Origin of the sequence: Faecalicoccus sp., assembly GCF_036552745.1 — a bacterium.
GTDB lineage: Bacteria > Bacillota_I > Bacilli_A > Erysipelotrichales > Erysipelotrichaceae > Faecalicoccus.
Genome location: NZ_JAXKBY010000164.1, coordinates 1 through 11,052 on the forward strand (window position 1 = coordinate 1; position 11,052 = coordinate 11,052).

Sequence of the window (11,052 nt, forward strand, 5' to 3'; positions counted from 1 at the left end):
TAACTTAAAAAATGTAGTAGCAATACTACAATTTTTGTCATGCCTTATTAGTAAAAAACTATCTAGACTTGATTGCCTGTATAGTTATAGTTGTCTTAACTTAATGACATTGAGAACGTGCCTCCTTTTCAAATTCTTTCTGTGTCACTTTTCTTTCCATAACTTTTTCTTCATTATGTTTCTTCGTTTCTGTAAAACTAGCTTTACGAATCTTATCACAAATCTTCTTTACCAAAAGATCTCGCTGATCTAAAGCCTGTGTCACTAACATTTTCTTTTCCATCATCATGACCTCCATTTGCCATGATTATAAATGATTATTTTAACTTTGTCATTGAACGCAAAATTCAATAAAGACCCTTTACCTAAAGCAGATTTGACCTAATTTGTTGCAAGTTTGTAACATTTTTTATACTTTGTCCTTAAACAAAGCAAATCTAGTTCAATCTAGCCATTTCACTAATACATATTTTACTTGTATGTTTTAAATCGTATGTTATAATGAACATGTAAAAGGACAGATCAACACGAGTCCTGGATTTATTGAATTCTTATAAGAAGGCTACAATTATCCAGAAGCAGGTAGCCTTTTTATATGTCATTTACTACGATTGATTTCAATCAGAAGTATCACGACTATATGAAGCATCATTAACATTACATACAATGTTTCAAACGATGTCATAGCGATCACCTCATTTCGGCCGCAAAAACAGGCCATCTATAGTAACGAGGTTTAACGCACCCCGGTCTAACGACCAGGACTACCTGTGTTGATCTGTCCAGATTTATTTTAACATATTTCCTATATGCAAACTATGAATTTAAAATTCAAAAATTTTCAAACCTACAAAAAGACCTTGTTCATCCTAAAAAGATCAACAAGGTCTTGTGTTTTTCAAAGTATATAATTAATCCAACTGCCCTCTTTGATATGAGTTGTTATAGATCGCAAAGTTTTTATCATGTAGTATCTTTGCCGCATCTACGACCCAATTACTATTACGAATCAAAGCGCGACCAACTTCAATCAAATCTGTCTGATCACTTTGTAGAAGATATTCTGCCAAAGTCGGATCATAAATCAGTCCTACTGCTGTTACCGGAATGGAGACTGCTTCTTTCATTTTTTGTGTATAAGCCACTTGATAGCCCGCAAAAATCGGAATATTAGGTGTCGTATCTAACAAACCACCGGTAGATACATCAATACAGTCGACACCGTCTTCTTCCAGCCATTTTCCAATCTGTTGATACTCTTCAATCGTATTTTGCTGGCCGGTTTGATCATAGGCAATCAAAGATAAACGCATCCATACCGGGCCACCAAAAGCTTCTTTTACATCCGGAAGCATTTCCTTTACAAAGCGATAACGATTTTCTAGAGACCCTCCATATTCATCTTCTCTTCGATTGGTTAATGGTTCTAAAAATTCATTGATCAAATAGCCATGCGCACCATGCAACTCGATCATATCGAATCCAGCCTGTTTAGCCCGAGCGGCTGCCTGCACAAAAGCCTGCTGTGTTGTTTTAATATCCGTTAACATCATAGCTTCCGGTATGCCGTACTCTTCATTATACGCAATAGCACTTGGCGCCAACTTCACTTTGGCATCCTGAGCCTTGCGGCCACCATGGCCCAGCTGAATACCAATTTGTGATCCTAAGGCATGCACCGCATCCACCAATCGCTTTAATCCTGGTATATGATCATCACTCCAGATACCTAGGTCTTGATCGGTCAAACGCCCATCCGGCTGTACAGCCGTAGCTTCTACTATGATTAACCCCACTTGTCCGATTGCTCTGGCTCCATAGTGTGCCAAATGAAAATCCGTGACCTTTCCATCTTTATTCTTTACTTCATACATGCACATGGGCGGCATGACAACTCTATTCTTTAAGGACAACCCGGCAATCTGTACCGGTGTTAATAATTTTGACATATCGAAACCTCCTTTGACTTGATTATAGGTTTTCGCAGTTTGACATGCAATTCATGTGCTTTGAACTCCCCTATCAAACATGGTAAAATAAGCCCATGAAGCTATATTTTATAGAAACAAAAAACACCGATCCGCGACTTCGTGCTCTTTATCAAAAAGCTTTCCCTGAAAAAGAAAGAATTCCCTTTTACGAATTGGATATTTTACCCGGCAGTCATTTCTATGGCGTGTATAAAGATCCCCATGCGAATGAATTTGTCGGACTTTTAGATATACTGGATTATAAACAAATTTGCCAGGTTCGCTATCTGGCTACCGAAGAAAGTTGCCGTGGACAAGGAATCGGTTCTAAAATCTTGGACTGGATCAAAGAAAACCGAAAAGACTCTGTCATTGTGATCGATGTTGAATCAGATCGTGTGCCTTGTGACAATTTAGATCAAAGAATCTCACGTAAACAGTTTTATTATCGCAATGGATTTTGTGCCAGTGAAGATAGCTATCAATGGCATGGCGATGCCTTTGATCTTTTAACCGCAAACGGTACATTGAAAAAAGGCGAATATGTACAACTTTGGAAAGAACTTTTTGTGCTATTAAAAGAAAGACAATCTGCCCAAAACTGCCTTTGATATGATATACTTGGAAAGAATGTGAAAGGATGTTCAACGATGGAAACAAATGAAGGTAAGAATTTTATTGAACGTATCATAGATGAAGACTTAAAAAATGGGACTTACAGTGGTGTTGTCACTCGTTTCCCACCAGAACCAAACGGCTATCTGCATGTAGGCCATGCCAAGAGTATTTTATTAAACTATGGATTGGCCAAAGAGTATGGCGGAAAATTTAACTTACGTTTTGATGATACTAACCCCACAAAAGAAAAAGTCGAATTTGTGGATTCGATCATTAAGGATGTGGAATGGTTAGGCTGCCATTACGATGGTGATGTCAAGTTTGCCAGCAACTATTACCCACAAATGTATGAAGCTGCCATTAAGCTGATCAAAAAAGGAAAAGCCTATGTATGTGATCTCAGCGCGGAAGAAATCCGTGCTTACCGTGGTACATTAACGGAACCGGGTAAAGATTCTCCCTATCGTAACCGCAGCATTGAAGAAAATTTACGCCTGTTTGAAGGCATGAAAAATGGTGAATTTGAAGACGGGTCCAAAGTGCTTCGTGCCAAGATTGATATGGCCAGCCCAAATATCAACATGCGTGATCCGGTTATTTATCGTATTTCACGTCAAACGCATCATAACACCGGCGATGAATGGATCATCTATCCGATGTATGACTTTGCCCATCCAATCGAAGATGCGATCGAGGGTGTTACTCATTCCATTTGTACTTTAGAGTTTGAAGATCACCGTCCTTTGTATGACTGGGTTGTTCGCGAGCTGGAATATCCACAGCCACCAAAGCAGATCGAGTTTGCGAAAATGTATTTAACCAATGTCATCACAGGAAAACGTTATATCAAACGTTTGGTCGATGAAGGTATTGTCGATGGCTGGGACGATCCTCGTTTAGTCACAATCGCAGCCTTGCGTCGCCGCGGCTTTACTCCGGAATCCATTCAAACCTTTATGAATCTGGTCGGTGTAACCAAAGCAAATTCATCCGTTGACTATCAGTATTTAGAACATTGTTTGCGTGAAGATTTAAAGCCAAAGGCACCACGAATCATGGCTGTTTTAGATCCTATTAAGCTAGTGATCGACAATTATCCGGAAGGTGAATACGAGCTAGTAGAAGGAAGCATCAATATGGATAACCCGGAAGCCGGCAAGAAACAACTTCCTTTTGAAAGAGAGCTCTGGATCGAACGCGAAGACTTTATGGAAGAACCGCCAAAGAAATATTTCCGTCTGTTTGTCGGTAATGAAGTACGTTTGATGAATGCTTACTTCGTCAAATGCACAGGCTTTGAAAAAGATGAAAACGGAAATGTCACTGTAGTTCATGCGACTTATGATCCAGAAACAAAGGTAGGTTCCGGCTTTACCGGACGTAAAGTCAAAGGTACAATTCACTGGGTTCCTGTTCATCACTGTATTGAAGCAACGGCCAGACTCTATGAAAATTTAGTAGATGAAGAAAAAGGCGTATACAATGGAGATGGTTCTTTAAACTTAAACCCTAATTCTTTACAGGTTGTAGAGCATTGTTACATCGAACCATTTGCCAAAGATGCCAAGAAACAGGATAAGTTCCAGTTTGTACGGAATGGTTATTTCTGTGTTGATGAAAAAGATACAACAGATGATCGTTTAGTATTCAACCGTATCGTATCTTTAAAAAGTTCATTTAAACTACCAAAATAGGCTTGGATTTCCAAGCCTTTTTCAAAAGGAGATTTCACATGATACAAGATATTGCACCCCATACATTTGATAATTCATTTAAGCAAATCAAGCCCTCTTCCAAAGACTTTGTTCTTTCGTTTCAAGGCAAAACGGCACTGACAAAAAGTAAAGAAGATTGCATACAGTGCCCTACTTTTCAAGATCTGTCAATAGATACAAAGAATGCGATTTATTTATTTTCCATTGATGATCATCCTTATTTTTTAGTGAGTGATGTCCCCGAACAGAATGGTTTTACCTATCAGCCATTAAGACCTGTGACGAAATCACAGCCAGACTATTTTGGTTTTGCCTATGCGACCGGATTTCATCTGTATGACTGGTATAGAAACCGTATCTATTGTGGTCGTTGTCAAACAAAGCTGCAACCCGGAACTACGGAAAGATCACTCGTCTGTCCAAACTGCGGTGTTATTGAATATCCACGAATCTTTCCAGCCGTGATCATTGCCGTAACACATAAAGATCAAATTTTATTAGCGCAGTATCCGCATATGAAAAAACAAGTCTTATTAGCCGGATTTGTGGAAATTGGTGAAACTTTAGAAGAAACAGTAGCCAGAGAAGTATATGAAGAAGTGGGCCTAAAAGTGAAAAATATTCGTTATTATAAATCTCAACCTTGGGGTATCGTCAGTGATGTTCTAGCTGGCTTTTATTGCGAACTAGACAGTAAAAAAGAGATCCGCTTAGACACTAATGAACTTAAATGTGCCTATTGGATCTCTAGAGATGAACTTCGTTATGGAAAAGAAAACTTAGATGGAAGCCTAACTTCTGAAATGATCTATCAGTTCAAAATGGACACTTATCGTTAGAACATCCCTCAAAAAAGCTTATTTTCATATCGTATGAAAGTCTCTCTATTTTTTTTTAAACTGAAAATATTTACTTTATCTCTTCTAAAAAGGATGTACCATTTTGTGGCGTATTTACACCAAAATAATCACAGACCGTTGCACCTACATCCGATAACGTTTTTCTTAAGCCAAGATTGATACAGTGAGCATCTCCAGCCTGTACAAGCAACGGTACATTTTCTCGTGTATGTTTATTATGACCAATATTAGGATCATTTCCATGATCAGCCATAACCACAAGAATATCTTCTTTTCCTAACAAACTACAGATTTTTCCAATCTTTCCATCAGCAATTTCCAATATTTCTTTATATCTTTTAGAATCTTGACTATGTCCAGCCAGATCAGTTTCTTGAACATTTGTACAAATAAAACCTTCATTCATAGATTTGATTTCTTGAATTGTTAAATCCAATACTTCTGCTGTATCTACCCAGGAAACAGATTTGCCTCCCTCATTATGTACAATGTCCGCAACTTTACCAAAAAGAGAAACTTTATAACCTGCATTAGTTAAAATTGTTGGTGCCTGCACTGATGCATCAACACCATATCCTAAATGTAAGCATTGATATCCCTGATCATAAGATTTCGTTCGAGCAGCTAATAATCCGATATATTTGTTTTCTCTAACTTCTTCAGCATTTAATATATCTTCAACAGTATTTCCCGTACCGCCAAATACAATAACGCGATTCGTAGTAACAATTTCTCTAACCAAGCGTCCAATTTTAAGCTCATCTTCAAAAGACATAAAATCTAATGGAGCTGTACAATTTACGGCCATTCCTAAATCTGAATCAATATTATCTGCCACAGTACAATAGTTATCAACCAATAAATATTTTAGCTTTTCGTTTCCTTTATACTCTACTTTATGTCCATGTTCTATTAAATGCTTAGCTACTTCTTCTGCATGATTACTAAAACACTGTGGAATTGGTTTCTTCGGTAAACTGCCCATAATTTCCTGATGTCCCATGAATGTATCAGCACCAAAATGCATTAATTCACTTTTCCCAAATACAGCATCTTTTGAAAATTTCATACACTTTGATTCTTTACCAAAAGCATTCATTAATCCTAATCTTTCCAAATTCGGTAATTTTAAATCTGGAAAATCATGCAGTATGCTTCCTAATGTTGAACTTACTTCATCCCCTGGACGGGTTTCCTTGGCATCTTTCATAGCTTGCATACCAAAACCATCTAATACAATTACAACAAACCGTCTATTCATGTATTTCATCTCCTAAGCTATTGTATATACCAACTATCTCTGCATTGCCTTTATGTATTCCCTTCACCAAAACAACATCACTACGAGTGACAAAAATTTGGAAACGAAAAGACATAATTACTGTATCTGAAACATTGGCCTCTCTATCCAAACCAAAATAATAATCAATACTTTCATCGGTTGGAGGAATAACCTGATATCGTTGTGAATTTTCTAAGTTTTTCCCCACAATCGCATTGGCAACGTGTGAACGACGATAATGTCCTCCACCATAGCAATATGCTTTCCCTTTAAAATTATGAGATATCTCACTCACATAGCATACAGCAGGTTTTTCAACACATTCTCCATTTGCATGCATTGGTGTTGTCCCTGTTAGACCATGACCAGGCTCAGCACTATTCACTCTGTAGGATTTCATTTGTTCCAAACTATATGAGCATGTAGCACTAGGTGCATTAACATTCTCTACTTGAATTCCCTTACTTTCTAGAATTGAACAAGCCTTCATAAGTGTACTCAAGTTGGGAGTAGGAATGATTTTTTCTTCTTTTTCATCAAACAAAAAGCTTGGAAATGAAGTGACTCCTGAAACTTTGATATTATCTAATTTTTTTAATTCTTTAATCACTTCTTCTAAAGATTCTACATAGAAGCCTGCAGTTTGCCCACTGTAGATCATGTCTTGAGGGCCTACTACTTTCAAAAGTACTTTTTGAATAATTCCTGCATTCTCAGCGGCTTCATTAATCTCCTTAGCTTTTTCTATAGAAAAAACTGTAAAATATTCACAACCATAATTGACTAGTTCTTGTACCATGCATCGGGGCATTTGTACCAAATGTCCAACATTACAAATAGGAATATTGTGCTGCATCAGAACAGCAGCTTCTTTAAAATCTACAACTACGGCTCCTTTATATCCTATACGCACCAATTCTTTCGCAATGTAAGGATTTCTCCCTAATTGTTTCAACATGAAATATAAATCAATATTATTGTTTCTTGAAACATCCAACATTTGCTTCGCATTTTCCAATAATTGATCAAGATCAACTACATAAGTATCCGGGCGAATTTTATATTTTTGATGAAGTTGAAAACATGTCTGTACTAATTGTTTGTTTCTGTGAATCGTTTGTTCTAAGAACATTTCGTCACCTTCTTCACACTCTCATTTAAAATACGAAGTATTGTTTCAGAGCCTGCTCGATTTGGATTAATTCGAATCATACGATCTTCTAATGTTGGATCACTAGCTCTGAAAGTTCCTGACACTCGATAAAATAATGGACACATTTCATATTTAGATTCAGCACCAACCGGATTTCGTAAAGCTCCTAGCTTAGCGGCTTCTTCCAATACTTGTTTTGCGATAGGCTCATTAAATTCTACTAACAAAACCTTGGATTGCGCATTGGCCAAAAAGGCAGACTTGACATAGTAATATTCGCTTTTATTATTTAAACGAGTAACCAGTTCATCATTGGTTCGTGCTTGTATAGCTAGGGATACTGGTGCATAGACTAGACCGTGCAAAACATCCATAGCTTCCCACCCCTGTGTTTGAGAACCTCCAGAATAATGTTCTTTTACCAACAAATCAATATACTCTTTTTTTCCAACTATACATCCGATTCCTTCTGGACCTTGTAATTTAAATGTTGAAAAACAAGATAAATCTGCTCCACACTGTGTGCCTATTTTTTCTACTTTCATCACTGCATAGTTATCATCCGTTACAACAGGAATATCTTTACATGTCTTTATTGTTTTAATAACTGCTTCTATATCGTAGCAATCTTCAATGCTTTGGCGCGTATATTGAACCAATGCTCCTTTTATTTCTGAGTGATTATTCATCACACGTTCGATTTCCTCTAAATTGTTAAAATCAGCCTCAATAGTATGTAATCCTAACATTTTAATTGTTGTTACAGTTGTTGAATACACAGGTGCTTTATGAATCAAAATTGCATCATTAGGTTTCACTACCGCATATAGTGCATAGCGAATTGCACCTGTTCCTGAGCCTCTCACTAAAATACTTGCCTCTGCATCAAAAAACTCAGCAATTACTTTCTCTGCTTTATATGTTGTCTTAGGTTTATTTAATCCCGGAACAACACCTAAATCACCTCGAGTTAACGTTTCTTGTCCACTAAAATGATGAGTGATACAATCAACCATCTTAAATTGAAACTCTATGGCTTTTTCAAGATTAATACTTTCTAATGGATATGTTTTCATACTTACCTCCCATTAGCTTTCTAAAATCCGCTTAGGATTTTCAATCAGCATTTTATCTATATTCTCCTGCGACATTCCTTTTTCTTTTAATCTAGGAAGAAAATTTTCAAATAAATATGCATATCCTATCCCACCTTTATAAAGAAGGTGGGATTTTCTTGTTAAATCTTCCGAAAGAACAACTTGTCCTAAATATCCTTCTTTTTCAATCTTTAAAAGATGTTCTATACGAATATCGTCTGGTAAATAATTGTTTTTCCCGATTGTATCAAATCCAACATTTACACCGGTTTTTAATACCGATAGGATATACTCAATATCAGAATTTAAATCAACATGACCAATAATGATTTTTGAAACATCAGCATTTTTCCCAACGAAATAATTAGCTTGTTCCAATGCTAAAGTTGACAAAGTGGTATGGGTATAAATCGGTTTATTCGTCACTTTATGTGCCAAAATAGCTGCATCGAACAGTTTTCTTTCATTTGCTGTCCATTCATTTTTGCTCGTACCAATTTCACCAATGGCTTCTGCTTTCCCATGACCTTCTGAAAAGCCCTCTTGTATTTCCTTTATCATGAACTCTGCCAATTGTTCTGTAGTCATCAAAACTTCATTTTCTAAAATGAATGGATCTTTATAACAACCTGTAGATTTAATGATATTTATGCCTGAAGCCTGTGCCACTTCATCTATATAAGCCACATCTCGTCCCATGCCAACATTTGTAACTTCGAGAATATTTCGAACACCTAATTCGTATAATCGTTTAAATTCTTTAATTGTTTCTTCTTTGCAATCTAAGCATGTATCCAAATCATCTTTTATTCTGGATAAATCAATGTGCACATGCTCATGCATTAATGTGTAACCATCAACCAGTTTCATAAACTACACCTTTTATGCAACTAAGGTAATAATCTGCAAGAATGCTAATATATTCAGTACAATCCCAAACAGGATACATGCGACCGGTCCAATTGCCATTTCTACAATCGGTTTTGAAGACATGCGGTTAATCAATACACAAGCAATTACAAACATAGCACCTACACCGGTTAAGCCAAACATTCCAGCCATAGCTTCTGCAGCTGTAATAGCACCTCCAAGCAAAGCAAGCTCCAATACTTTATTCATTGATGTACGAATGTGTTCGCCCATTTCTTTAACACCTGGAAAACGGTCCATTGCCTTTGCGAAAACATTAATCAATAATAGCTCAACAATCATAATAACTGCGCCGGCAATTAATGCTAATAATGGTTGTCCATGTAAGAATAAACCTGCCGCAAACACGAACGTACATCCAGCCGGCGCATAAACACCAGTTACAATTGCCGTTGTAAATACTAATGGAATAAAACCAATTGCACGAGCAAATGCTGCTAAAGCTGCTTCCGAAAACGAGCCATCTGCCGCTAACGCTAACGAAATTGGATCACCTGCAACAATAACCATACTTGTACCGCAAGCAAGCAACGCTCCCATAACAGTCAATAAAGGCCAATTTTTACGGATCTTGGCGATTTTTTCCTCGAAGACATTGACTAATTCTGTATTTGAGCTTTCTTCATTGCCTTTTACTCTAGTCGCAAAGAATAACATTAAAACTGTACCAACCAGCATCGCCATTCCTTCTGCACTTAACGTAACTGAAACATCACCAATGGCAAATACTCCAAACTTTTTAAAGAAGAAATAAGACAATACGGTAATAACACCTACAATTAATCCTTGTTTAAATCCATGTTGTAAACCAGTTGCAATAGAAGGGAAAATTGCAAAAGCAACCATAACATATGCCGATACACTTCCCAACTCATTCAAGAAATTATAAGGTAATGAACTAAACAGAGAAACGATAAAGTCTAAACCAGCTACCAATGCAATACCATATACGGCACCAACAGCACCCGAAATAATAATTCCCAATTTACTATCTGGAGACCATGTTCCGATAATATCTGTAGCCAGCAATACACTGTGAATCAACAAAATACTTGCTGCAATCGAGGTCGGAATACCAAATCCAATTACAAGTCCAAAACTGATTGCAAAACTCATAGTTGCCAATTCTTTTCGTGAAATTGATCCATCATAATATTGTGGAACGATAGCTCTGAATCCATCATTGAATACTGCGATTCCTCTATTTGCTAAAATGGAAGCCAAACCACCAATTAATGCGATTACTATATACTTCATATATTTACCTCTTTTTTCCCTTAACTATTTTTTTCTTTCGCTATACCCACAGTTTGGTGATTTAGCCATAATTCAGCATTAAAAAGAAACTTCAAATAAAGCATCTGTTGCAATCTGCCGGATAAAAAAGTAATGAATAGAGTACTTCAACTTCTTTAAGACATAGACAA

10 protein-coding genes are annotated in these 11,052 nt (G+C 36.8%); 3 read left to right on the forward strand and 7 right to left on the reverse strand.

Going from position 1 to position 11,052, the window contains the following annotated elements; genetic code table 11:
* Positions 1-100 precede the first annotated feature (100 nt).
* A complete protein-coding gene (locus U0M88_RS07810) occupies positions 101-283 on the reverse strand; it encodes a hypothetical protein (protein ID WP_331869457.1) in 183 nt (60 codons plus the stop codon).
* 628 nt (positions 284-911) lie between these two features.
* Entirely contained in the window at positions 912-1,949 is a 1,038-nt protein-coding gene (locus tag U0M88_RS07815) for an oxidoreductase (RefSeq protein ID WP_331869458.1), read from the reverse strand.
* 95 nt (positions 1,950-2,044) lie between these two features.
* Here U0M88_RS07815 and U0M88_RS07820 point away from each other — a divergent pair, with 95 nt between their 5' ends.
* The 3 genes from U0M88_RS07820 to nudC are packed head-to-tail and all read left to right on the forward strand — an operon-like array spanning position 2,045 to position 5,142.
* Complete coding sequence (locus tag U0M88_RS07820; protein ID WP_331869459.1) at positions 2,045-2,581, forward strand: GNAT family N-acetyltransferase; 537 nt, start codon at positions 2,045-2,047, stop codon at positions 2,579-2,581.
* 39 nt (positions 2,582-2,620) lie between these two features.
* Entirely contained in the window at positions 2,621-4,282 is a 1,662-nt protein-coding gene (locus U0M88_RS07825; RefSeq protein ID WP_331869460.1) for a glutamine--tRNA ligase/YqeY domain fusion protein, read from the forward strand.
* A 38-nt stretch (positions 4,283-4,320) separates the two neighbouring features.
* Positions 4,321-5,142 (forward strand): NAD(+) diphosphatase, encoded by an 822-nt coding sequence (nudC, locus tag U0M88_RS07830; RefSeq protein WP_294687967.1) that lies wholly within the window; start codon positions 4,321-4,323, stop codon positions 5,140-5,142.
* Between the two features lie 70 nt (positions 5,143-5,212).
* On the opposite strand, the gene U0M88_RS07835 is transcribed toward nudC, so the two are convergent.
* From U0M88_RS07835 to U0M88_RS07855, 5 genes are read right to left on the reverse strand one after another with little or no spacing between them, the layout of a single operon-like run.
* Complete coding sequence (locus U0M88_RS07835; protein ID WP_195222442.1) at positions 5,213-6,424, reverse strand: phosphopentomutase; 1,212 nt, start codon at positions 6,422-6,424, stop codon at positions 5,213-5,215.
* Complete coding sequence (locus tag U0M88_RS07840) at positions 6,417-7,577, reverse strand: YhfX family PLP-dependent enzyme (protein WP_117445926.1); 1,161 nt, start codon at positions 7,575-7,577, stop codon at positions 6,417-6,419. The genes U0M88_RS07835 and U0M88_RS07840 overlap by 8 nt, the downstream gene beginning before the upstream one ends.
* Positions 7,568-8,674 carry an aminotransferase class V-fold PLP-dependent enzyme gene (locus tag U0M88_RS07845; protein ID WP_117445927.1) on the reverse strand — a complete coding sequence of 369 codons (1,107 nt, stop codon included), beginning with the start codon at positions 8,672-8,674 and terminating at the stop codon, positions 7,568-7,570. The genes U0M88_RS07840 and U0M88_RS07845 overlap by 10 nt, the downstream gene beginning before the upstream one ends.
* Before the next feature lie 12 nt (positions 8,675-8,686).
* Positions 8,687-9,565 (reverse strand): phosphotriesterase family protein, encoded by an 879-nt coding sequence (locus tag U0M88_RS07850; RefSeq protein WP_331869461.1) that lies wholly within the window; start codon positions 9,563-9,565, stop codon positions 8,687-8,689.
* Between the two features lie 12 nt (positions 9,566-9,577).
* Positions 9,578-10,882, reverse strand: a complete 1,305-nt coding sequence (locus U0M88_RS07855) for a YhfT family protein (protein WP_117445929.1) — start codon at positions 10,880-10,882, stop codon at positions 9,578-9,580.
* Positions 10,883-11,052: the final 170 nt, after the last annotated feature.

Coding starts and splice junctions, on each gene's coding strand:
- U0M88_RS07810 (WP_331869457.1), bottom strand. CDS start 283: ATGGAAAAGAAAATGTTAGTGACACAGGCTTTAGATCAGCGAGATCTT.
- U0M88_RS07815 (WP_331869458.1), bottom strand. CDS start 1,949: ATGTCAAAATTATTAACACCGGTACAGATTGCCGGGTTGTCCTTAAAG.
- U0M88_RS07820 (WP_331869459.1), top strand. CDS start 2,045: ATGAAGCTATATTTTATAGAAACAAAAAACACCGATCCGCGACTTCGT.
- U0M88_RS07825 (WP_331869460.1), top strand. CDS start 2,621: ATGGAAACAAATGAAGGTAAGAATTTTATTGAACGTATCATAGATGAA.
- nudC (WP_294687967.1), top strand. CDS start 4,321: ATGATACAAGATATTGCACCCCATACATTTGATAATTCATTTAAGCAA.
- U0M88_RS07835 (WP_195222442.1), bottom strand. CDS start 6,424: ATGAATAGACGGTTTGTTGTAATTGTATTAGATGGTTTTGGTATGCAA.
- U0M88_RS07840 (WP_117445926.1), bottom strand. CDS start 7,577: ATGTTCTTAGAACAAACGATTCACAGAAACAAACAATTAGTACAGACA.
- U0M88_RS07845 (WP_117445927.1), bottom strand. CDS start 8,674: ATGAAAACATATCCATTAGAAAGTATTAATCTTGAAAAAGCCATAGAG.
- U0M88_RS07850 (WP_331869461.1), bottom strand. CDS start 9,565: ATGAAACTGGTTGATGGTTACACATTAATGCATGAGCATGTGCACATT.
- U0M88_RS07855 (WP_117445929.1), bottom strand. CDS start 10,882: ATGAAGTATATAGTAATCGCATTAATTGGTGGTTTGGCTTCCATTTTA.